Genomic DNA, 20,999 nt, shown 5'->3' with positions numbered 1-20,999 from the left:
CACCCCCCCCCTCATGGAGGGAGGAAAAAAGAAACCACAGGCCGGCCCTGCTCCCCCCCCCCCCCCCCTCCCCCCCCCCCCCCCCCCCCCCCCCCCGCGGCCGGCAGGCGGGTGAGCTGGTCGTCGGCGACATCATCGCCGTCGTCTCCGGCGGCGCCGTCCCGGCAGACTCCCGACTGCTGGAGGGCTTCGGCGTCGAGACCGACGAGTCGGCAGTCATCGGGTCTTGGCGAGGCGATCAGGCTTCCTTCGCGGGTTCTTGGCGGGTGCAGCCGGTCAGTCCGGTCGCGGTCTGGGTGAGGTGCTGGGTCAGCACCTCGGCAGCGGTGTCGGCGTCGCGGGCCAGCGCTGCCTCCTCCAGCCGACGGTGTTCGTCAGCGCCGTCCCGGTCGGGGTTGCGGTGCGCGGACCAGCGACGGGCCAGCTCGCTCGCGGTCCACATCCGGTCGAAGGTCTCCAGCAGGACGGGGTTGCCGCAGCCCTCCAGCAGGGTGCGGTGGAAGACCCGGTGGGCTTCGGACCATGCGCCGCTGTAGTACTCGCCCTCCTGCCTCACGTATGCCGGGGTGCGGGCCAGCCGGTGGTGGGCGGCTCGTACGCGGGCCTCCCAGTCGACGTCGCCGCGTTCGATGGACATGCGCAGCACGACCGGTTCGATGGTCCGGCGGGCCTCCGCGATCTCCTGCCAGCGGCGGTCGGAGAAGGCCGGGACGGCGAAGCCGCGGTTGGGCAGCCGGTCGGCGAGGCCCTCGCCGACCACCCGCACGAGCGCCTCGCGCACGACGGCCAGGCTCACCCCCTGTTCCTTGGCGAGGTCCTGCGGTTTGAGGGCGTCACCGGGGGCGTAGTCCCCGCGCATGATCGCGTCCCGCAGGCGGGCGTAGACCTGCTCGGAGAGCATCTGCTTCCCCGACGAGGCCGAGGTGTGGGCCGTCTGAGTCATGCCGCCAGCATAGACGATCTCTCGAATAATCGATTATTGGTGTTATGGTCGATCCACGGCGAGGAAGCGGCGGCGGTGCCTCTACGCGACGCTGCGGGCTATCCGTCGGCCACATCACCGCCGCCCCACGGCACGCCCTGAAAGGAATGACGCGATGAGCACCAACGACCCCTTCGCCCGCCTCCCTGAGGCGGCCTCCTTCACCGTCACCAGCACCACCGTCACCGACGGCGCCGCCTGGTCGCCCGAGCAGTTCTCCGGCATCTTCGGCGTCCCCGGCGGCAAGGACGTCTCCCCGCAACTGTCCTGGGGCGGCGCCCCCGAAGGCACCAAGAGCTACGCCGTCACCGTCTACGACCCCGACGCCCCCACCGGGTCCGGGTTCTGGCACTGGGCGGTCGCCGACATCCCCGCCACCGTCACCGAGCTGCCCGAGGGCGCCGGCGACGACACCGGCTCCGGCCTGCCCGAGGGCGCCTTCCAACTGCCGGGCGACGCCCGCGCAGCCCGCTTCATCGGCGCCGCCCCGCCGGCCGGGCACGGTCCTCATCGCTACTTCATCGTGGTTCACGCCCTCGACGTCGCTTCCATCGGCGTCCCGGCCGACGCCACTCCGGCCGTCCTCGGCTTCACCATGGCCGGCCACATCCTCGGCCGCGCGGTCCTGATGGCCACCGCCGAAACCCCCGCCTGACCAACAGCATGTCCCAACTCATCGACACCACGGAGATGTATCTCCGCACCATCCTGGAGCTCGAGGAGGAGGGCGTGGTCCCCATGCGCGCCCGCATCGCCGAGCTCCTGAACCAGAGCGGCCCCACCGTCAGCCAGACCGTCGCCCGCATGGAGCGCGACGGCCTGCTGCACGTCGCCGGCGACCGGCACCTGGAACTGACCAAGGAGGGCCGGCGCAACGCCACGCGTGTGATGCGCAAGCACCGGCTCGCGGAGTGTCTGCTTGTCGACGTGATCGGGCTGGAGTGGGAGCAGGTCCACGCCGAAGCCTGCCGCTGGGAGCACGTGATGAGCGAGCCGTCGAACGCCGCCTCCTCAAGCTGCTGCGGCACCCGACCAAGTCGCCCTACGGCAACCCGATCCCGGGCCTGGAGGAGCTCGGCGAGGAAAGCACCGCGGATCCGTTCCCCGACGAGAGCATGGTCAGCCTCAGCGACCTCGAGCCCGGGCCGAACGGCGCGAGCGCGGTCGTACGGCGCATCGGGGAGCCGATCCAGAGCGACCCCCAGCTCATGTACACCCTGCGGCACGCCGGGGTGCAGCCCGGCGCGGTCGTGAGCGTGAGGTCGTCGCCCGGCGGCGTGACGGTCGGCAGCGGCGGGGAGGCCGCCGAACTCCCCACCCAGACCGCCGCGCACGTCTTCGTGGACAAGCGCTGAGCCCAGCCGGGCACCAGCCAGTTGCGGTGGCCCGCGCAGGCACGAGGACGGCCCTGGACCACGATCATGGTCCAGGGCCATCCTCGTTGGACCTCGGCCAGGGCGGTGCCGAGCCGGAGCGCAGCGAGCAGGGGGCCCGCCGCGAGGTTCGAGGCCGGGAGCGGCAGTCCGGCCGGAAGCCGCGGCTTGGTTCGCGCCCACCGCGCATCAGCCAACAGCACATGTTGCTGTCTGGTGGTCGGGCGTCGACATGGGGCAACGCGCACCGGGGTTCATGGGCGATATGCGTTCGCGGCCGAGCAGGGTGGCCCGTGCCGGAGAGGGGCGATGGGCACTGCGAGGCGCCCTCGACGGCATGGGCGAGACTGGCGCGGTGGAGCCTGACGCGTCTGATCAGGTGTCTCATAGGCCTGAACTGGATTGCGCGGTGCGGGTCGTGAGCCGTTCCCAGTTGCGGTGCGCGATGTCGGGCCTTCTGCTCGTCGGTGAAGGGGGCGCCCTCCAGGAAGGACCGCGCGACGCCGGCGCTGGTGTCCACGAAGGGGAAGCCGCCGGGGCGGAACCCGTAGGTGAAGGGATAGTCGGTGGAGTACAGCATCCGTTCGGTCCCCACGACTTCGGCTGTCCAGCGGAGGTAGCGGGGGCTAACGGTGCCGCTACCGGCGACCCAGAAGTTCTGCTTGAAGTAGTCGGCGAGCGGGCGGGCCAGGCCGCCGGCGTCGGCGAAGAACCCGGTGTGGTCGAGATAGAAGAGCACGACCTCGCCCCAGTGGCCGGCGATCACCTGGAGGTCGGGGAACCGGTCGAAGACGCCGGAGAAGATCATCCGAAGGTACTGCACGCCCAGGTCGTAGTACCAGCCGATCGCGGGCCCTGCCAGCGCGGTCCCGATGGGCCCCATGCCCGAGTAGTAGGCATCCATCACCGCCTGCACAGGCATCTGCGGGTGGAAGTGGAGGGGGACGTGCAACCGCTCTGCCGCGGCGTACAGCTCGTCGTACTCGGGGTCGTCGGCGAGCTTGGATCCGGTGCGTCCGTAGAGCATGGCGCCCGGGAAACCCAGCTCGGTGACCGCCCGTTCCAACTCCGCGGCCGCGGCTGACGGCGACTGCGTCGGGATCGCTGCGAACGCCTGGAACCGGTCGGGGTTGCGGGCCACGACCTCCGCGAGCTGGTCGTTGGTGTCGCGGGCCACGGCGACCGCGTCCGAGTCGGGCAGGTTCTGCACGCCCGGTGACGAGATCGACAGCACCGCCACGTCGACACCCTGGTCGTCCATGTGCGCAAGCCTCATCTCCGTGGTGTCGCGTAGCCGCTGGGCGACGGGGCTTTCGCCGAACCCCAGGTTCGGCAGCTCCGGCACCCCGGACCGCGACCACGCTTCCATGATCGTGGGCAGGGTGACGTGCTCTTCCAGTGCAATGATCCGCAGTCGGTCGGACATGCGATGCTCCTAGACGATCCGTTTCCGTTGGAACCACATCAACGGTATCATTGATAATATCGATGGAATCACTTATGCGATATCTGCGATATCATCGATGCATGCCGTCGCGTGCAATGAGTGGGAGCAGCGCGACCGACGCTGCGGTCGTCGGTCGCGAACAGACCCGGCAGCGGGTCATCGAGGCCGCTATCGGCCTGCTGACGCGCGGGGGGCGTGAAGCGGTCACCACCCGCGCGGTCGCTGATGCGGCCGGCCTGCAGCCGCCGGCCATCTACCGGCTGTTCGGTGACAAGGACGGGCTGCTCGACGCGGTGGCCGAGCACGGCTTCGCCGCCTTTCTCGCCACCAAGCACGTCGATCCCGAGCCACGGGACCTCATCGAGGACCTGAGAGCCGGCTGGGACGTCGCGGTCGAGTTCGGTCTCGCCAATCCTGCGCTGTACACACTGATGTACAGCGAACCCGCGAGGGCCACCTCGGCCGCTTTCAAGGCCGGCATGGAGATCCTCATGGGCCGTGTCCGGCGCCTCGCCGCAGGCGGCTGGCTCCGCGTCGACGAGGAGCTGGCGGCCCAGATCATCCATGCCACGGCGCGCGGCGCAGTACTCACCTGGCTGTCCCTGCCCGAGGACCGGCGCAGCCCGGCCCTGCTGACCATGTTGCGGGAGTCCATGGTCGCCGCCGTAACCAACCAACAGCCCGCCGTGCAGGACGAGGGCCCGGCAGGCGCCGCCCGCGCCTTGCGCGCCGCGCTGCCCGAACAGACGACCCTCAGCGGTGCGGAGCAGCATCTGCTGAGGGAGTGGCTGGACCGCCTTGCCGCCGACGGCTGACGTCCCGCGGCTCCCGTAACGGGATGTCGGCGAGCGAGCCGTACCCCTGCTCGCCGTGGACCGTCTCGGCCCTGGGGTGCACGCGCACGATGCGCTTGCCGAAGCGCTGGAGGACCCGGGCGACCCCGTGGGCCGCGCGCGACATGTTGTTCGACAGGCCGACCACTGCCCAGGTGTCACCGGTCTCGGCGAGGATCTTCCGGATCGTCTCCGCGTCTGCGTACAGGCCCCGCTCAACGGACGGCCCGCGGCGACCATTCCCGTAGCGCCGCATAGGCTGGCGCAATGCAGGAGCAGTACCGGACGGTGGCCCGCGAGGGCGTGCACGAGACCGAGATCAACCGATCGCGCTTCATCTGCGCGCTCGCCCCCGCCGCGACCGAGCAGGAGGCGCAGGACTTCGTCGCACGCATCCGCAAGGAGCACCCGACCGCCACACACAACTGCTTCGCGTATGTCATCGGCGCGGACGCCGCGGTCCAGAAGGCCAGTGACGACGGCGAGCCGGGCGGCACCGCGGGGGTGCCGATGCTGCAGATGCTGATGCGGCGGGAAGTGCGTTATGTCGTCGCCGTCGTCACGCGTTACTACGGCGGCGTCAAGCTCGGTGCGGGTGGGCTGATCCGTGCGTACGGGGGAGCGGTCGGGGAGGCCCTCGACGCGCTCGGCACCCTCACCCGGCAGCGCTTCCGGCTCGCCTCCGTGACCGTCGACCATCAGCGGGCGGGCAAGCTGGAGAACGATCTGCGTGCGACAGGACGGTCGGTGCGAGATGTGCGGTACGGCGAGGCCGTGACCATCGAGCTCGGGCTTCCGGACGCGGATGTCGAGGCCTTTCGCGCCTGGCTCGCCGACACGACCGCCGGGACGGCGCAACTGGAGCTCGGCGGTGAGGCGTACGGCGACGCCTGAGGCGCACCGGTGGAGCGGCCGGGTCGGGGGCTGGAACGGGTGCGAGTTCGTCCGACGGACCGCATGCGCCGTGCCGCGGCCCGCCGGTTGTCCCCAAGCGGGCGACACGGCAGAACATCGACGGGCGCTTCTGCGGACCGGCGCCGGGCCTCGCGTCCGTCCTGGGTGAAAAACCGAGGTCCGTGAGGGATCAGGTGCCGACGGGAGATAGCGTGGTCGGTGCTTGTGGCGAGGCTCCGTGCTGGGCGGGTGCTGGCTCTGGGGGCGGGGAAAGGGAAACATGCAGGTCGGAGCCGTCTTGTGAGATTTCTGCACACGTCGGACTGGCACTTGGGACGGTCGTTCCACCGGGTGAGCCTGCTCGACGCCCAGGTCGTGTTCCTCGATCACCTGGTGGCGACGGTGCGCGAGCGCGACGTGGACGCGGTGCTGGTGGCAGGGGACGTGTACGACCGGGCCGTGCCGCCGCTGGCTGCCGTGGAGCTCTTCGACGACGCACTGCACCGCCTCGCCGGCGTCGGGGTGCCGACGGTCATGATCTCCGGCAACCATGACTCGCCCCGTCGGCTCGGCGTCGGCGCCGGACTGATCGAGCGGGCCGGAATCCATCTGCGTACGGACCCGGCGGGCTGTGGCACACCGGTGGTGCTCGCCGACGAGCACGGCGAGGTCGCCCTCTACGGACTGCCGTATCTGGAGCCCGCCCTGGTGCGGGACGAGTTCCGGACGGCGACGGCCGGGCACGAGGCCGTGCTCGGCGCCGCGATGCAGCGGGTACGGGCGGACCTCGCGGGGCGTGCGCCGGGCACCCGGTCCGTCATCCTCGCGCACGCGTTCGTGGTCGGCGGGGAACCCAGCGACAGTGAGCGGGACATCACCGTCGGCGGGGTCGCCGCCGTGCCCGCGGGCGTGTTCGACGGCGTCGACTACGCCGCTCTCGGGCATCTGCACGGCTGCCAGGCGATCAACGAGCGCGTGCGGTACTCGGGTTCGCCGCTCGCGTACTCCTTCTCCGAGGCCGGCCACCGCAAGACCATGTGGCTCGTCGACCTGGGGCCCGGCGGGGAGATCGGGGCCGAGCGGCTGGACTGCCCTGTGCCCCGGCCGCTCGCCCGCCTCCATGGACGGCTCGAAGAGCTCCTGGAGGACCCCGCGCTGGAGCGCCACGAGCAGTCCTGGGTCGAGGCGACGCTCACCGACCCCGTCCGCCCGAACGAGCCGATGGCCCGGCTCGCCGAACGCTTCCCGCACACCCTGAGCCTGGTCTTCGCCCCCGAGCGGACCGACGAGGACCCCCTCGCCTCCTACGCGGAGCGGCTGCGCGACCGCGACGACCACCAGATCGCGGAGGACTTCGTGGCTCACGTGCGGGGCGGTGCGGGCCCCGACGAGCAGGAGCGTGCCGTGCTGCGAGGCGCCTTCGACGACGTCCGGGTGGACACGGCGGTCCGCGGTGGCGAGTGAGCCGAAGGGGGGCGAGACGGTGGTGAGTGAGCCGGAGGGGGGCGCGACGCCCGCGGCCGGAGGCCGCTGGTCGAACACGGCGACAGGGAGCGCGCGCGCAGGCCGCGAGGGCTGCGATCGACATGGGGCTGCCGCCGCGGGGGCGGCCGAGGACGGACGACCGTCGACACCGGGTACCGCGCCGCCCGGAGGCGGACCGCGCCGCACAAGGGAGGTGGCCGGGTGAGACTGCACCGACTGGGCCTCACCGCCTTCGGGCCCTTCGGCGGGCGGCAGGACGTCGACTTCGACGCGCTCACCGCCGCCGGGCTGTTCCTGCTCCACGGCCCGACCGGTGCGGGCAAGACCTCCGTCCTCGACGCCGTCTGCTACGCGCTCTACGGGGCGGTGCCCGGAGCTCGGCAGAGCCCTGGTGCGTCGCTGCGCAGCGACCATGCCGCGCCGGGGACGTACACCGAGGTGTGTCTCGAACTGACCGTGGGCGGGCGGCGGCTGGAGATCACCCGGCGGCCCGCGCAGCCGCGTCCCAAGAAGAAGGGCGCCGGCTTCACCACCGACAAGGCGCAGAGCCGGCTGCGGGAGTTCGACGCCGAGCGCGGCGAGTGGAAGGCGCTCAGCCGTTCCCACCAGGAGATCGGCGAGGAGATCACTCAGCTCGTCGGCATGAGCCGGGACCAGTTCTGCCAGGTCGTGCTGTTGCCACAGGGCGACTTCGCACGGTTCCTGCGGGCCGACGCGGAGGCGCGCGGAAAGCTCCTCGGCCGGCTCTTCGACACGCGGCGCTTCGCCGCGGTCGAGGAGCGGCTCGCCGAGCTGCGGCGCGTCGCCGAACAGCAGGTGCGCGAGGGGGACGAACAGCTGCTGGCCGTCGCCCACCGGATCGCCCAGGCGGCCGGGACCGCGGCCGGCGACTGGCCCGTCCCCGACGGCAGGCCCGGCGAGCCCGGGCTCGCCGGCTCGGTCCTCGCGTGGGCGGCCGTGGCCCGGGCGGGCGCGCAGGAATCCCTCGGCATCGCCGACTGCGCCCTGTCCGCGGCGGAGAGCAGGCAGGCCGCCGCCCGGCGCGCCCTGGGTGCCGAGCGGGAGCTGGCCGGTCTGCAGCAGCGTCACGCCGAGGCGCGCCGCCGCTCCGAGGAGCTGGCGGCCCGCCGCCCCGAGCGCGATCGCGTCCAGGCCTTGCTGGACAAGGCGCGCAAGGCGGAACTGGTGGGCCCCGCGCTGCGGTTGCGCGAGGACGCCGACCGGGAGCACCGGGCGGCGAGTACCGCCTGGGAGCGGGTCAGAGCGATGCTCCCGGCCACCCTGGTGGACGCCGGCGCCGAGCAGCTCGCCGCAAAGGAGCGCGCCCTCCGTGAAGACCTCGGCGGCCTCGACGCCGCCCGTCGCGCCGAGCGGCGCAGCGCGGAGCTCGCCCGTGAGCGTGCGGACCTGGAGCGCCAGGCCCGCGCCGACGACGACCTCCTTCAGGACGCGGAGGGCTGGCTGGCCGACTGGAGCACCGTACGCAGCGGCCTCCAGGACCGCATCGAAGCCGCCCGGGACGCCGCGACCCGCGCGGAGCACCTCGCGGGCCGCCTCGCCCCGGCGCGCCGCCGTGTCGTCGCCGCCCGGGAGCGTGACCGTCTCGCGGCTCGCGCCACGGCCGTCGAGGAGACCCTCCGCACCGCCCGCGACCACGCCAACTCCGCCCGCGAAACCTGGCTCGACCTCAAGGAACGCCGCCTGCGCGGTATCGCCGCCGAGCTGGCCTCCGGTCTCGTTCCCGGCGCGGCGTGCGCCGTCTGCGGATCGGCCGACCACCCCGCCCCCGCCGTGGCCGACGACACCTACGTGGGCCGCGACCGCGAGGAGGCGGCGTACGAGACCTACACCCGGGCGGACGCCGCCCGCGCCGACGCCGAACGTGAACTGGCCGTCGTGCGCGAGTCGTTCACCGCGGCGAGAAGCGCGGCGAGAAGCGCGGCGAGGGAGGCGCCGCCCATGGGGGCAGCGCCTGCCGCCGACGGCGCGGGGGAAGACGTCCCGCCTCCGGCGGTCGGACGCCCGCCCCACGAGCCGGGCCGTACGAGGGGCGCCACGTCGCGTGCGGCCGGCGCGCCGCTCGCCGAGGACGGGGAGGCAGTACCCACGGACCACGCGGCCGCGGCCGCAGCAATGCCCGCCCTCGCCATGACGGACGTCACGCACGGCGGCACGTCGAACATTTCGGATAGTTCGGACGGCTCGGGCGGCGGGGACCCCGGCGTGCGCGAGCTGGAAGCCGTCGTCGCAGGCCTCGAACACGAGCACGGCGAGGCACAGGCGCTGGCCGCGGGCATGCATGCGGCGCGGGAGGCCCTGGACCGGGCCGAGCGGGAGTACGGGGAGCGGGTCGCCGCGCGGCAGGAGGCCGCGACGCGCTCGGCTGCGCGGACGTCGCGACGGGAGGCGCTCGACCGGGAACAGGCGGCGCTGGACGCCGAGGTCGCGCGGGTCGTCGGCGGCGCGGGGAGCGTCGCCGAGCAGGCCGCGCTGCTGGAGCGGCGGATCGGGCTGCTCGCCGATGCCGCCGAAGCCGTCCGCGCGGCCGAAACCACGGCCCAGCGGCTGAAGGAGGCCGACGACCGGCTCGCCGACGCCGCGTTCCGGGCCGGGTACGACACCCCCGCGGCCGCCGCCGCGGCGCTGCTGAGCGACGCCGAACAGCGCGACCTCCAGCACCGGCTCGACGCCTGGCAGGCCGAGGCCGCCGCGGTCGCCGACCGGCTCGCCGAGCCGGAGACCCTCGCTGCGGCCGAGTACCCGCCCGCGGACCCGCACGCCGCGCAGCGCGCTCACGACGCCGCCGACCGCGCCCTGCGCGACGCCGCGTCCGTCCTCGACGCCGCCCGCGAGCGGTGCGCCGAGCTCGCCCGGCTCTCCCGCCAGGCGGTCACCGAAGTGCGCCGTCTCGGCCCGCTCCGCGACGAGTACGACCGCGTCGCGCGGCTCGCCGGCCTCACCGCCGGCACCTCCGCCGACAACGAGCTCAGGATGCGCCTCGAGTCGTACGTCCTGGCAGCCCGCCTGGAACAGGTCGCGGCCGCCGCCACCGTACGACTGCAGCGCATGTCCGCCGGCCGCTACACCCTGGTCCACTCGGACGCCCGCGCCGGCGGCAAGCGGGCCGGACTCGGCCTGCATGTCGTCGATGCCTGGACCGGCCGCGAGCGGGACACGGCGACGCTCTCCGGCGGCGAGACGTTCTTCGCCTCGCTCGCTCTCGCCCTCGGCCTCGCCGACGTCGTCACCGACGAGGCGGGCGGCGTACGCCTGGACACCCTCTTCATCGACGAGGGGTTCGGCAGCCTCGACGACCAGACCCTCGACGAGGTGCTCGACGTCCTCGACGCGCTGCGCGAACGCGACCGCAGCGTCGGCATCGTCAGCCATGTCGCCGATCTGCGCCGCCGGATCCCCGCCCAGCTGGAGGTCGTCAAGGAGCGGCACGGCTCCGCCGTACGGCTGCGCGGTGCACCGCTCGGCGGCTGAGCCCCGGCAAGATCGCCCGGACAGGGCCTGACCGTCAGCGGCTGACCGCCCGCCGCGGCAGGGGCGACGAGTACACGACACTCGTCGTCACCGACCCGAGCGTGCCGATCCTCCCGGAGACCTCCTCGAGGTGGCTCATCGAGCGCGTCGCGACCTTCAGCACGAAGCAGTCGTCGCCCGTGACATGGTGCGCCTCCAGGATCTCCGGCGTCGCGTCCACCAGATCGTGGAACGGCTTGTAGTTGCCGTTCGGATAGCGCAGCCGTACGAACGCGAGGATCGGCAGCCCGAGGCGCTCGTGGTCCACCACGGCCGTGTAGCCGGAGATCACCCCGGCCTCCTCCAGCCGGCGGACCCGCTCCGTCACCGCGCTCGGCGACATCGAAACGGTCCTGGCCAGCTCGGCGAAACTGGCCCGGCCCTGGCTCTGCAGGGCGTCGAGGATGCGCCAGTCCGTGGCGTCCGGTGAATATCCCGTCATTCCCGAGAGATAGCAGGGGATTGCCCGGCCGATCAAGGGAAGTGCCGGGGAATCGCACTTCAGCCGAACGATCGGCGACCGTAGATTCTTGATCATGACAACGACACCGCGCACGGCGAACGCCGTCCTCCGGACTCCCCCCGCCTCCCCGGCCGCGGCCGCCGCGTACTTCTCCGCGAGCCTCGCCTTCCACGCCGACGTGTCCGACGTCGCCTCCGTGCTCGCCGCCGATGGCGACCCCGGATTCGTCGTGCTCGACTCCCGCTCCACCGAGTCCTGGGACCAGGGCCACGTCCCGGGCGCGATCCATCTGCCCACCGCGCTGATCCCCGAGCAGGCGGCGCAGTTGCTGGACCCGTCGGTGCCGGTCGTCACGTACTGCTGGGGCCCGGGCTGCAACGGCGGCACGCGCGCGGCGCTCGCCCTCGCCGAACTCGGCTACCCCGTCAAGGAGATGCTCGGCGGTTTCGAGTACTGGGTCCGTGAGGGCTTCGAGTACGAGACCTGGGAGGGCAGGGAGCGCCGGGCGCCGGACCCGCTGACCGCCCCGGTCGGCGCGGAGCACTGCGGCTGCTGACACCGCACGCCGGACGACCCGGCCCGGCGCATCGCCCGGCCGGCCACGGACGAAGCCGAGTGGATCACGGGCCGGGCCATCGGCTCCGGGGCGGCTTCAGGCGTTCATGAGCAGCGCTGCCGCGCACGGGGCAGCGCTGCTCATGTCCCGGCTCGCACGAGCTGAGCGCCCGAGGCGCGTGCGAGAGCCGGAACCGCGGCGTGCCTGAGGACACGCCGCGGAACGAGGACGCACCTCACAGCTTGGACAGCTCGTCCACGAGATCGTCGAGACCCAGCGGCCCCTGCGACAGCGCCGCCATGTGCCAGGCCTTCGCGTCGAAGGCGTCACCGTGCGCCGCCCGCGCGTTCTCGCGGCCCAGCAGCCAGGCCCGCTCGCCCAGCTTGTAGCCGATGGCCTGGGCGGGCATGGACAGATAGCGGGTCAGCTCGCTCTCGACGAAGTCCGCCGGCCGTCCGCTGTGCCGGCCGAAGAACTCCTCCGCCAGATCCGGTGTCCATCGCTCCCCGGGGTGGAACGGGGAGTCGGCGGGAATCTCCAGCTCCAGGTGCATGCCGATGTCCACGATGACCCGGCAGGCCCGCATCATCTGCGCGTCCAGATAGCCGAGCCGGCGCTCCGGGTCGGGCAGGAAGCCCAGTTCGTCCATGAGCCGCTCCGCGTAGAGCGCCCAGCCCTCCGCGTTGGCGCTGACTCCGCCGACGGTCGCCTGGTAGCGGGAAAGCTGGTCGGCGACGTGCGCCCACTGCGCGATCTGCAGATGGTGGCCCGGCACACCCTCGTGGTACCAGGTGGAGACCAGGTCGTACACCGGGAAGCGGGTCTCGCCCATGGTCGGCAGCCAGGTCCGGCCGGGCCGCGAGAAGTCCTCGGAGGGGCCGGTGTAGTACGGGGCGGCGGCGCCGCCGGGAGGGGCGATACGGGACTCGACCACGCGGACCCGCTCGGCGAGTTCGAAGTGGGTGCCGTCGAGCGCCTCGATCGCCTCGTCCATCAACTTCTGCAGCCACACACGGACTTCTTCGACTCCCTCGATGTGGGTGCCGTGCTCGTCGAGGTGGGCCAGCGCCTCCCAGGGCCCGGAGCCGGGAAGGATCTTGTCCGCTTCTGCCTTCATCTCACCGAGCAGCCGGTGGTACTCGGACCAGCCGTAGGCGTACGCCTCGTCGAGATCGAGCGCCGTACCGTTGAAGTAGCGCACCCAGCGGGCGTACCGCTCGCGGCCCACCGTGTCGGGGGCACCCTCCACCGCCGGCGCGTAGACCTCGCTCATCCAGTCGCGGAGTGCGACGAGGGACTCCGTGGCCACGTGTGCGGCACTGTCGAGTTCGGCGCGCAGTTCGTCCGGCCCTGCCGTGACGAACTCCTCGAACCAGGCGCGTCCGTCCGCGGCCGTCGCGCCCGACCAGTCGCCGAGCTGGGTGATGAACGACGCCGTGGCCCGCGGACCCGCCGCCAGCTTGCGTTCAAGACCCAGCGCCAGCGACGCGCGGTAGCCCTCCAGAGCGGCCGGGACCGCACGCAGCCGCTCCGCGACCGCCGCCCAGTCCTCCTTCGACCCGGTCGGCATCACGGTGAACACATTGCGCACGGCGTGGACGGGGGAGCGCAGATTGCTGACGGTGCGCAGCCCCTCCTCGGCCTCGTGCACGGCCAGTTCGGCCGTGAGCCGCTCGCGCAGCAGGCGCCCGCAGCGCCGCTCCGCGTCCGACTCGGCGCCGGGCTGCTTCTCTGCCTTGTCGAGCTGTACGAGCGTCGCACGGGCGAGATCGGCCACGGCCTCCTGGCCGGCCGGGGAGAAGTCGGGGAGGCGGCTCGCGCTCGCCGGGACTCCCAAGTAGGTACCGGTGATCGGATCGAGGTCGATGAGTGCGTCGACGTAGGCGTCGGCGACCTGGCGGGGCAGCGCGCTGCTCGGTGTCTCTGGCATGTGCTCATCCTGATACGGCCGAGGTGCCGCCGTCACCACCGAACGATCTCAGATGGCGTCAGTCGGCTGACAAATGAGCATGCCCGGCGGGCTCGTGAAGCGGCGGCAGCAACGGACCGCAGTCCCAGTGCTGGAAGATCAGCCGGGTCTCCACACGGGCGACTTCGCGCCGCGAGGTGAACTCGTCCAGCACCAGCCGCTGCAGATCCGCCGTGTCAGCCACGGCCACATGCACCAGATAGTCGTCGGGGCCCGTCAGATGGAACAGCGCACGTGACTCGGGCAGTGCCCGCACCCGCTCCACGAATGGCCCGATCAGCTCCCTGCGGTGCGGGCGTACCTGGACCGAAAGCAGCGCTTCAAGACCCCTGCCAAGTTTGGCTGGATCCAGTCGGAGCTGATGGCCGAGGATCACGCCGCTGCGGCGCATCCGGGCCACCCGGTCCAGGCACGTCGACGGAGCGACACCCACCTCCGCGGCAACCTCCCGGTAGGTCGTCCGGGCGTCGTTCTGCAGAACGCGCAGTATGTGCAAATCCACCGGGTCAAGAGCGACAGATTCGGCCATGGCCCGAACGTAACACGGTGCAATCTCGCTACTCACCGGTAATTGTTCAGAGTGCCGGGCCATGGACTACCCCGCCGCGATCGCCCCCATGCCCGCAACCAGGGCGCTTGCCACCGAAGCCGTGCACGCCGGCCGCGAGGATCTCGTGGAGCTCGGCCTGCATGCCGTACCGATCGACCTGTCGACCACCTACCCGTCGCACGACGTCGCGGCGGAGGCCGCGCGCATCGACGCCTTCGCCGCGACCGGCGGCCGGCTGGAGGGTCCGCCGGTCTACGCCCGGCTCGACAATCCCACGACGGCCCGTTTCGAGACGGCACTGGCCCGGCTCGAGGGGACCGCGAGCGCCGTGGCCTTCGCCAGCGGCATGGCGGCCCTCACCGCGGTGCTGCTGGTCAGGGCCTCGATGGGGCTGCGCCACGTGGTGGCCGTCCGGCCGCTGTACGGATGCAGCGACCACCTCCTGGACGGCGGGCTGCTCGGCACCGAGGTGACCTGGACCGACCCGGCGGGCGTGGCGGCCGCGATCCGGCCGGACACCGGGCTGGTCATGGTCGAGACACCCGCCAACCCGACGCTGTCCGAGACCGACATCAGGGCGCTCGCCCACTCCTGCGGCTCCGTGCCGCTCCTCGTCGACAACACCTTCGCCACGCCTGTCCTGCAGCGGCCCGTGGAGCAGGGCGCGCGGATCGTGCTGCACAGCGCGACCAAGTACCTGGGCGGGCACGGTGATGTGATGGGCGGAGTCGTCGCCTGTGACGAGGAGTTCGCCGCCGCCCTGCGGCAGGTGCGCTTCGCCACCGGTGGAGTGCTGCACCCCATGGCCGGCTATCTCCTGCTGCGGGGTCTGTCCACGCTCCCGGTACGGGTACGGGCCGCGTCGACGACCGCCGCCGAGCTGGCCCGGCGCCTCGCCGCCGACCCCCGTGTCGCCCAGGTCCACTACCCGGCGGTGGGCGGCGCGATGGTCTCCTTCGAGGTGTACGGGGACCCGCGCGACGTGATCGGCCGTGTCCGGCTGATCACGCCCGCGGTGAGCCTCGGCAGCGTCGACACGCTCATCCAGCACCCGGCCTCCATCAGCCACCGGATCGTGGCCGAAGGAGACCGGCATGCCGCGGGCGTCAGCGACAGGCTGCTGCGGATGTCGGTCGGGCTGGAGGACGTCGAGGACCTGTGGGCCGATCTGTGCGAAGCACTCAGTGCTCGCCGCGCCCCCGCTCGTGGGGGAGTGCCTGCGGCAGCTCGTACGGAAGCCGGGAGCGCACGGGCGTCGCGTCCAGCCGGGCGGTGATCACGAGCGTCCCTTCCTCGATCTGGTAGTCGAGCGGGAGGCCGAGCCCGCGCATGGCCGCGACCATGCCCGTGTTGGACGCCTGCGTCACGGCGTACACGCTCTCGCATCCCGCCTCGACGGCCATCCCGACCAGCCGGCCCAGCAGCTCGGAGCCGATGCCGCGGCGCTGCCATTCGTCCTCGATGAGGAGCGCCACCTCGGTCTCGTCGCCGTCCCAGAGCAGGTGACCGAGGGCGACGATCCGGCCGGAGGCCGTCTGAACGGCGAGCGTGCGGCCGAACCGCGGGCTGAGCAGATGGTTCAGATAGCGGTCCGCGTCACCCACCGGGCCGTGGTAGCGCAGGCCCAGGGTGCGTGCGGAGCACCGGTCGTGCATCGCCCGGGCGGCGGCGAGGTCGCCCGGGCCGGCCCGGCGCACGGTGATCTCATTGCCCTCCGGGAGCGTCAGTACATCCTGGCTGCGCGGGATGCGCGGGCCGAGGCGGGCGTCCAGCTCGACGAGGGCGCGCGCCCGGGCGAACTCGGTCGGCGTGAACGGCAGATAGGGCCGCTCGACCGTGATCGTTCCGCCGTTCGGATCGCGCAGCCGTATCACCGTCTCGTCCAGTACGCCTTCGGCGGGCGCGTGCCCACCGGTCGGCCGGCCCGTGAGGGTTTCGGCGGGCAGGGAATGGATCGTGCAGCGGCCGAGCAACTGGCGCAGTGCGAGGGGGAGTTCGGCCGCGTCCAGAGCGGCGCGCGTGGCGAGGCCGAGCAGGCGCGTCGGGGTGTCCACCAGGTCGTGCGCGTCGGCGCGCTCGATCCAGGTACTGCTGCCGCCCGCGGCAGCCACCTCCCGGCTGATCTGCTGCGCCTGCAGCGTGGCGGGTGCCCGCAGCAGGAACTCGTCGACCGTCCCGTCCGCGAGGGGGTGGGTCTGGAGCGTGAGGATGTCCACGTGGTGGCGAGCGAGGGCCGTGCACAGCGCCGCGAGACTGCCGGGCTCGTCCCGCACGGTCGTGCGCATCCGCCACAGTGCCGCGCTCTCGCGCGCGCCGGGCTCGTCCGCGGCGGACCGGCCGGAGGCTCCTGACGTACCGGCGGTCCCGGAGCGGGCCGCTCCGGGACCGCCGGTATCGGCGGCCGGGGGCGCATGGCTGTGGCGCCGCGCCCACCATGTGTGGAACGCGGCCGTGGCGACGAGTGCGATGGCGGAGACGACGAGCAGATAGGGGCCGTCCGGACCGTGGGCGATCGTGTTCGCCACAGCGTCTGCGACGGCGACGGCGGTGAACAGGGCGGCCAGCTCGATCAGATCCCGCCGCCAGTGGTGCTGACGGCGGGCCTTCTTCGCGGAAGTCACTTCAGTCATGCAATCACTGTGACCGAAGGGTGTTGCGTGATCACGAACGCTTTGTGACTGACTGGTTAAGCATGGATCTAGCAGGTTATCGGCTGTTTTCTGCAATTTGTGTCCCGGATTGATCATGGCTGTGACGCAACGCGGTCAGCAGCCGGTTGGCCTGAGCGACCAGCTGTGAGGAGCCGCCTCGCGCGGCCAGCTCGGCGAGCCCACGGGGCTCCGGAACGCCGCCCGGCCCCTCGGCTGCCCCGCACCGCTCCAGGCAGTCGGCGGCCACGGACAGTATCTCCCCGGTGCCACGCGGTGGATGACCTGCCTCCAGCAGACCGGGGAGCGCCGCGCCCAGCACCGACCACGTCGTCGTGTACGCACCGGTCGCGGCGGCCGTACGGACCGCGTCCGCCAGCCGGTTGGGCTTGACCGTACCCAGCGAGACGAGCTCGGCAACGTCACGTCCCAGCCGTCCTCCGTCCAACTGGCCCCGTGCCGCGAGCACGAGCAACGCGTCCACCGCCGAGAGCCGGTCCTCGGCATGCCGCGCCCCGAGCCCGCAGGCCACCGCCAGGTGCAGGGCCTCACCGGCAGGGCCGCCGGACTCGGCCAGCCGCGGCAACACCAGGGCGTTGCCGCGCGCTTCGGAGGTGGCGCAGGCCGTCACCTCGGGCAGCAGCCAGGCGGCCAGCGTGTCGCGGTCCTCGGGCATGACCGCAAGCCACTGGGATTCCAGCGCCGACCAGTGATAGCAGCGGCCCTGCCCGGAGTGAGGGCGCCCCAGCCGGTGGAACGGCTGCGGGAATTCGTGCTGGAGCACCAGCCGCTCCCGGGTCTCCAGCACGATGTGCCGTACGGCAGCCCGTGCGCGGCCCCACCAGTGGTGCTGGGACGGCGGTCCGGGCTCATGGACACGGCGCAGCAGCGGAGCCGCGTCGCCGTCCGCCCGGAGCCAGGCGGCGAGCCGCTCCCCTTCCCGGGTGCCCAGCGCCGCCGCGGCAACCGCCGCGTCGTCCCTGCCGCTTCCGTCGCGGCGGACGCGCAGCAGTGCCTGGGCGAAGTCGCCGGACGCCGGTTCCGCGCACAGCCGCTGATACGACCGCAGCCGCTCCACGAGCTCGCCCGACTCCAGTGTCCCGCTCTCCTCGGTCGGCGTGGCGAGGAGGAACGGCAACGGCCGGGTCCTGATCCGGTGGGCGGCCTCCCACAGCCGGTCGTTGACCACGGCATCCAGAGCGAGGTGGGCGCAGTTCGCGGTGGAGCCGCCTCGTACCCTCCCGTCGCGCAGGCTCGGCAGTGACACCCGCTCCAGCACGGCGGCCGCGACGACCTCCATTCCGTGGAACTGCTCTGCGGAGGGCAGTGGCGAGGCGTCCCTGTCCGAGCCGTCCTCCAGCCACCAGCTGCCGGAGAGCGCGGGGCGCAGCGCCTCGGCCAGGGCTTCCCTGTCCCGGTAGCAATGCCGCACGAGGCCGTCGAGCGCCCGCTCGAACTCCGGCACGGACATGGAGCGCGACTTGAGCAGCGCCGCCACGAGCTCGACGGTCTCGGCGACGGTGTCGGGCGCGGGAGCCATCCGCCGGGGGACCGGTGCCGGTGGCAGGGTCTCCTCGTAGTACGGCACGGCCTCGGCGCCGAGGAGCTCCTGGCCGAACACTTCGGCGGCGAGCGTCCGGTGCACCGGGCTCAACCGGTCAGCGTGGTCGGCCAGTTCCTTGCGCAGACTGTCGTCCACGTCCTGCGCCCGCTTCCGCGCGCCGCTCGACAGATGACGGGCCACCAGCTTGAGCGCACGCTCCTGGACTCCGGTGTCCTCGTGCCCGAACGCCTCGGCAACCACTGGCAGCAGTTCACCCGCTGCCGCCGGCTCGCGCCGCAGCACCTTGCCGATCAGCATCAGCTGGGCACGGACCAGCTTCTTCTCGGTGCGGAACAGCACCGCGCCGGACATCTCCGCGAGCCGCCCGACCGGCAGTTCACCGGACTCGGCCAGCCGGGCGAGGACTTCCTGGGCATGACCGGCGAGCGGCGACGGCCCGTCCGCGGCCATGGCGATCCAGTCGGCCGTACGGTCCCGTTCCTCCTGCGGAGTCAGCGCGAGGCGCTTCAGCAGGATCAGGAAGAACCGCAACTGCCCCGGCCTGCCTCCGCGCAGCAGCCGCGCCACACACCCGTCGACGAGCACGGAGCGCTCCAGCACTCCGTCCTCCGCCAGCCGTGCGAGCGCCGACGGCCAGTGGTTCGGTGCCTCCGGGTCTTCGTACCAGGAGAGAACCGGAGCCGGTTCCGCCGTCTCGAACAGGCGGGGCACCAGCACCCGCACATGCGGATCGTTGCGCAACGCCAGTGGGAGCGTGGCCCGTGAGGCGTGCGAAGGTCGGGCCGATATCAGGGACTCCGCCCAGCCGTGCACGAAGGCGTCCGTCGTCGGCACGGGACACTGCGCGATCCGGACCAGCTCCAAGATCAGCGGATAGTCCTCTCCTGCGGTGGACGCCCGGTCCGCCAGCCGGTGAGCCAGATCCCCGAGCCATGCGGGATCCCGGTCGGCGAGGATCTCGAGCAGCACAGCGGACGGCAGCGGCCTCCAGTTGCGGAGCTCCCGCGCCCCCAACCACGCGGCGGCGGCCGCCGCGCCCGTGTGGCATCCGGCGCCCGCGACGAGCAGGGCGTACTGGGCGGCGTCACGCGCCCGCCAGCGGTTCAGGTCCCCGTTCCACCCACGCACCTCTCGGCGCAGTGCCTTCAACTCGACCGCCGCCGCCCGGCGTTCCGCCGGCGCCATCGTCTTCACCAGGCGCTGCACGTCCTGCTTCCTGCCCGTCCGGACGGCGTCCAGGAGTTCCTTCATCGCGCACCTCCCGCAGTCTGCGCGCCGCGCTTCGTCATGCGTACCGCCAGCGCGTGTTTGCACGGGCCGCGGCTGCCCCGGTAGTCGGCCCACCACGTGCACGTGCAGCTGAGCACGCCGTCCGAGTCCCGTACCTGGTAGCGCCGGTCGCCCGAGGCCACGGTCGACGTCGGGCCCGCGATGCGTACCGCGCCCGCCGAGACCAGGGCCCGGGCCGCGACCAGTCGCGGATTGTGCCGCTCCGCGCGGTCCGCGTCGTACGGCAGCTCCCGGTGGAAGTACGCCGCGTCCGCGAGGTCGTACCCCACCCGGCCCGCGGTGCCGAGCCGGACGAGGGCGGCACGCACGCGCGCCACGGTCAGACCCGACTGCTCGGCGAGGTCCGCCGGGTCGATCCGGGGCTCCCAGGCCAGCAGGACCGATATCAGCTCCGCGTCCTCCGCGGCCTCGTCCGTAGCCAGAGCTTCCAGCACGCCGCCCTCGCCCGAGAACCCTCTGGCCGCGTCCGGCGACAGGGTGAGCGTGAGCCTCATACCGGGCAGCGTCACCTCCCACGCACTCGACGTGGCCGCACCGCCGGCCACCGGAGGCCCGTACACCCGCAGGCCCGTCGCCTGACGCAGCACCCGCTGCAACGCCGTCAACCGCTCCGGCCCGGGCAGGCAGATGGCCCCGGGCCCCTGCCGCGTCGTCGGCCGCAGTGTCCGGCCCGCCGGGACGACCCACATCGCGCCGCGGGACGCGCTGCCCGCGGAACGAGGCAGCGAGCGGAGGAAGCGCACGGCCTCGGCGGCGCTCAGCTCGGCCCGCAGGTCGAAGCCGGTGGAGATCACCTGCGCCTCCGCGAACCCGCGGAGCCAGCGGTCCGGCAGCGGGACCTTCTTCTCCACCACCGGCCCGTCCAGCGTGGTCACGGCGAGCTCGTCGGGCCCGACCCGCAGATGCAGTGGATCGTCCCCCGCGAGCCGCGAAAGTGCCTCCCGCAGCGGGTTGTTGACATCGACGTTCGTCGTGCCGTGCCCGGTCTCGGCACCGTCCAGGCCTTCCTGGAGCACGTCGAGGCGTGCGTACACCCCACAGCATCCGGAGAACGACTCACATCGCAGCCGGTCTCCGTTGCCCGTGACCACCGGGTCGAGCGAGGCGCGCAACTCCCGCTGGTAGTAACGGGCGGCCGCCACGTCCGCGACCGCGAGCAGCCCACGAGCGGCGGCCTGGGGCGACGTCAGAAAGCCGGAGAAGAAACGGGGATGGGGCTCGGCTCCCGTGGGCGTGAGCCCACCGGCGGTCTCCAGCCCGAGCAGGCGTCCGCCCCCTGCGGACTCCAGGGCGGACGAGCGGGAATAGGCGAGCGCCTGTACGGATCGCGTCATGGCAGGAACCGTAGGGCCGACCACTGACAACGCCCCTCGGCCATCCACAGGCCTGCCCGCGCAACCTCCACAGGCCTGCCCAC

At 72.6% G+C, this 20,999-nt stretch carries 15 protein-coding genes and 4 pseudogenes; 10 read left to right on the top strand and 9 right to left on the bottom strand.

From position 1 onward, the window contains the following. Positions 1 to 47 precede the first annotated feature (47 nt). A pseudogene (locus tag AC0699_RS13590) lies at positions 48 to 212 on the top strand (P-type ATPase actuator domain-containing protein); the annotation flags it as partial. Positions 213 to 238: 26 nt separating this feature from the next. Here AC0699_RS13590 and AC0699_RS13585 read toward each other — a convergent pair. After that, positions 239 to 943 (bottom strand): GntR family transcriptional regulator, encoded by a 705-nt coding sequence (locus AC0699_RS13585; protein WP_478659421.1) that lies wholly within the window; start codon positions 941 to 943, stop codon positions 239 to 241. Positions 944 to 1,097: 154 nt separating this feature from the next. Between AC0699_RS13585 and AC0699_RS13580 the strand changes: the two genes are divergently transcribed. Beyond that, positions 1,098 to 1,637, top strand: a complete 540-nt coding sequence (locus AC0699_RS13580; protein WP_478659419.1) for a YbhB/YbcL family Raf kinase inhibitor-like protein — start codon at positions 1,098 to 1,100, stop codon at positions 1,635 to 1,637. An 8-nt stretch (positions 1,638 to 1,645) separates the two neighbouring features. Then, a pseudogene (locus tag AC0699_RS13575) lies at positions 1,646 to 2,337 on the top strand (iron-dependent transcriptional repressor DtxR). A gap of 64 nt (positions 2,338 to 2,401) precedes the next feature. Here the strand turns inward: AC0699_RS13575 and AC0699_RS13570 are convergent. Beyond that, a complete protein-coding gene (locus tag AC0699_RS13570) occupies positions 2,402 to 3,781 on the bottom strand; it encodes an amidohydrolase family protein (protein WP_478659417.1) in 1,380 nt (459 codons plus the stop codon). Between the two features lie 101 nt (positions 3,782 to 3,882). On the opposite strand from AC0699_RS13570, the gene AC0699_RS13565 reads away from it, so the two are divergent. Next, complete coding sequence (locus AC0699_RS13565; protein ID WP_478659416.1) at positions 3,883 to 4,617, top strand: TetR/AcrR family transcriptional regulator; 735 nt, start codon at positions 3,883 to 3,885, stop codon at positions 4,615 to 4,617. Here AC0699_RS13565 and AC0699_RS13560 read toward each other — a convergent pair. Continuing rightward, a pseudogene (locus AC0699_RS13560) lies at positions 4,616 to 4,843 on the bottom strand (CoA-binding protein); the annotation flags it as partial. The gene AC0699_RS13565 and the pseudogene AC0699_RS13560 sit on opposite strands and share 2 nt — an antisense overlap. A 59-nt stretch (positions 4,844 to 4,902) precedes the next feature. Here AC0699_RS13560 and AC0699_RS13555 point away from each other — a divergent pair. The 3 genes from AC0699_RS13555 to AC0699_RS13545 all read left to right on the top strand — a co-directional run bounded on the left by AC0699_RS13555 (position 4,903) and on the right by AC0699_RS13545 (position 10,503). Then, the gene (locus AC0699_RS13555; RefSeq protein WP_478659414.1) at positions 4,903 to 5,529 is read left to right on the top strand and encodes a YigZ family protein; all 627 of its coding nucleotides are present in this window, start codon (positions 4,903 to 4,905) and stop codon (positions 5,527 to 5,529) included. Positions 5,530 to 5,829: 300 nt separating this feature from the next. After that, a complete protein-coding gene (locus AC0699_RS13550; protein WP_478659412.1) occupies positions 5,830 to 6,993 on the top strand; it encodes an exonuclease SbcCD subunit D in 1,164 nt (387 codons plus the stop codon). A 222-nt stretch (positions 6,994 to 7,215) separates the two neighbouring features. After that, the gene (locus AC0699_RS13545) at positions 7,216 to 10,503 is read left to right on the top strand and encodes an AAA family ATPase (protein WP_478659410.1); all 3,288 of its coding nucleotides are present in this window, start codon (positions 7,216 to 7,218) and stop codon (positions 10,501 to 10,503) included. 34 nt (positions 10,504 to 10,537) lie between these two features. On the opposite strand, the gene AC0699_RS13540 is transcribed toward AC0699_RS13545, so the two are convergent. Further along, positions 10,538 to 10,984: an Lrp/AsnC family transcriptional regulator gene (locus tag AC0699_RS13540; RefSeq protein ID WP_453669306.1), complete on the bottom strand. Its 447-nt coding sequence runs from the start codon at positions 10,982 to 10,984 to the stop codon at positions 10,538 to 10,540. 88 nt (positions 10,985 to 11,072) lie between these two features. Between AC0699_RS13540 and AC0699_RS13535 the strand changes: the two genes are divergently transcribed. Beyond that, the gene (locus tag AC0699_RS13535) at positions 11,073 to 11,561 is read left to right on the top strand and encodes a rhodanese-like domain-containing protein (protein ID WP_478659408.1); all 489 of its coding nucleotides are present in this window, start codon (positions 11,073 to 11,075) and stop codon (positions 11,559 to 11,561) included. 9 nt (positions 11,562 to 11,570) lie between these two features. Beyond that, positions 11,571 to 11,671: pseudogene (locus AC0699_RS13530) on the top strand (SDR family oxidoreductase); the annotation flags it as partial. 125 nt (positions 11,672 to 11,796) lie between these two features. Here AC0699_RS13530 and AC0699_RS13525 read toward each other — a convergent pair. Together AC0699_RS13525 and AC0699_RS13520 are read right to left on the bottom strand one after the other, a co-directional pair. Continuing rightward, a complete protein-coding gene (locus tag AC0699_RS13525; RefSeq protein ID WP_478659406.1) occupies positions 11,797 to 13,491 on the bottom strand; it encodes a DUF885 domain-containing protein in 1,695 nt (564 codons plus the stop codon). 58 nt (positions 13,492 to 13,549) lie between these two features. Then, complete coding sequence (locus AC0699_RS13520) at positions 13,550 to 14,059, bottom strand: Lrp/AsnC family transcriptional regulator (protein ID WP_478659404.1); 510 nt, start codon at positions 14,057 to 14,059, stop codon at positions 13,550 to 13,552. Positions 14,060 to 14,120: 61 nt separating this feature from the next. Here AC0699_RS13520 and AC0699_RS13515 point away from each other — a divergent pair, with 61 nt between their 5' ends. Beyond that, positions 14,121 to 15,356 (top strand): trans-sulfuration enzyme family protein, encoded by a 1,236-nt coding sequence (locus tag AC0699_RS13515; protein ID WP_478659402.1) that lies wholly within the window; start codon positions 14,121 to 14,123, stop codon positions 15,354 to 15,356. Here AC0699_RS13515 and AC0699_RS13510 read toward each other — a convergent pair. The 3 genes from AC0699_RS13510 to AC0699_RS13500 all read right to left on the bottom strand — a co-directional run bounded on the left by AC0699_RS13510 (position 15,262) and on the right by AC0699_RS13500 (position 20,916). Further along, positions 15,262 to 16,710 (bottom strand): GNAT family N-acetyltransferase, encoded by a 1,449-nt coding sequence (locus tag AC0699_RS13510; protein ID WP_478659400.1) that lies wholly within the window; start codon positions 16,708 to 16,710, stop codon positions 15,262 to 15,264. The genes AC0699_RS13515 and AC0699_RS13510 overlap by 95 nt on opposite strands. A gap of 76 nt (positions 16,711 to 16,786) precedes the next feature. Next, positions 16,787 to 19,543 (bottom strand): DUF6493 family protein, encoded by a 2,757-nt coding sequence (locus tag AC0699_RS13505; protein WP_478659398.1) that lies wholly within the window; start codon positions 19,541 to 19,543, stop codon positions 16,787 to 16,789. Continuing rightward, positions 19,540 to 20,916: an SWIM zinc finger family protein gene (locus AC0699_RS13500; protein WP_478659396.1), complete on the bottom strand. Its 1,377-nt coding sequence runs from the start codon at positions 20,914 to 20,916 to the stop codon at positions 19,540 to 19,542. Before AC0699_RS13500 ends, AC0699_RS13505 begins: the two co-directional genes overlap by 4 nt. Between the last annotated feature and the right edge of the window lie 83 nt (positions 20,917 to 20,999).

The sequence above is a fragment of the Streptomyces sp. NPDC043870 genome, from assembly GCF_056435785.1.
This window is presented reverse-complemented; position numbering and strand designations above follow the sequence as displayed.

Excerpts from the sequence above, each read along its gene's own strand:
- AC0699_RS13580 (WP_478659419.1), top strand. The coding sequence starts at position 1,098 with ATGAGCACCAACGACCCCTTCGCCCGCCTCCCTGAGGCGGCCTCCTTC.
- AC0699_RS13570 (WP_478659417.1), bottom strand. The coding sequence starts at position 3,781 with ATGTCCGACCGACTGCGGATCATTGCACTGGAAGAGCACGTCACCCTG.
- AC0699_RS13525 (WP_478659406.1), bottom strand. The coding sequence starts at position 13,491 with ATGCCAGAGACACCGAGCAGCGCGCTGCCCCGCCAGGTCGCCGACGCC.
- AC0699_RS13515 (WP_478659402.1), top strand. The coding sequence starts at position 14,121 with ATGGACTACCCCGCCGCGATCGCCCCCATGCCCGCAACCAGGGCGCTT.
- AC0699_RS13585 (WP_478659421.1), bottom strand. The coding sequence starts at position 943 with ATGACTCAGACGGCCCACACCTCGGCCTCGTCGGGGAAGCAGATGCTC.
- AC0699_RS13555 (WP_478659414.1), top strand. The coding sequence starts at position 4,903 with ATGCAGGAGCAGTACCGGACGGTGGCCCGCGAGGGCGTGCACGAGACC.
- AC0699_RS13510 (WP_478659400.1), bottom strand. The coding sequence starts at position 16,710 with ATGACTGAAGTGACTTCCGCGAAGAAGGCCCGCCGTCAGCACCACTGG.
- AC0699_RS13505 (WP_478659398.1), bottom strand. The coding sequence starts at position 19,543 with ATGAAGGAACTCCTGGACGCCGTCCGGACGGGCAGGAAGCAGGACGTG.
- AC0699_RS13520 (WP_478659404.1), bottom strand. The coding sequence starts at position 14,059 with ATGGCCGAATCTGTCGCTCTTGACCCGGTGGATTTGCACATACTGCGC.
- AC0699_RS13500 (WP_478659396.1), bottom strand. The coding sequence starts at position 20,916 with ATGACGCGATCCGTACAGGCGCTCGCCTATTCCCGCTCGTCCGCCCTG.
- AC0699_RS13565 (WP_478659416.1), top strand. The coding sequence starts at position 3,883 with ATGCCGTCGCGTGCAATGAGTGGGAGCAGCGCGACCGACGCTGCGGTC.
- AC0699_RS13540 (WP_453669306.1), bottom strand. The coding sequence starts at position 10,984 with ATGACGGGATATTCACCGGACGCCACGGACTGGCGCATCCTCGACGCC.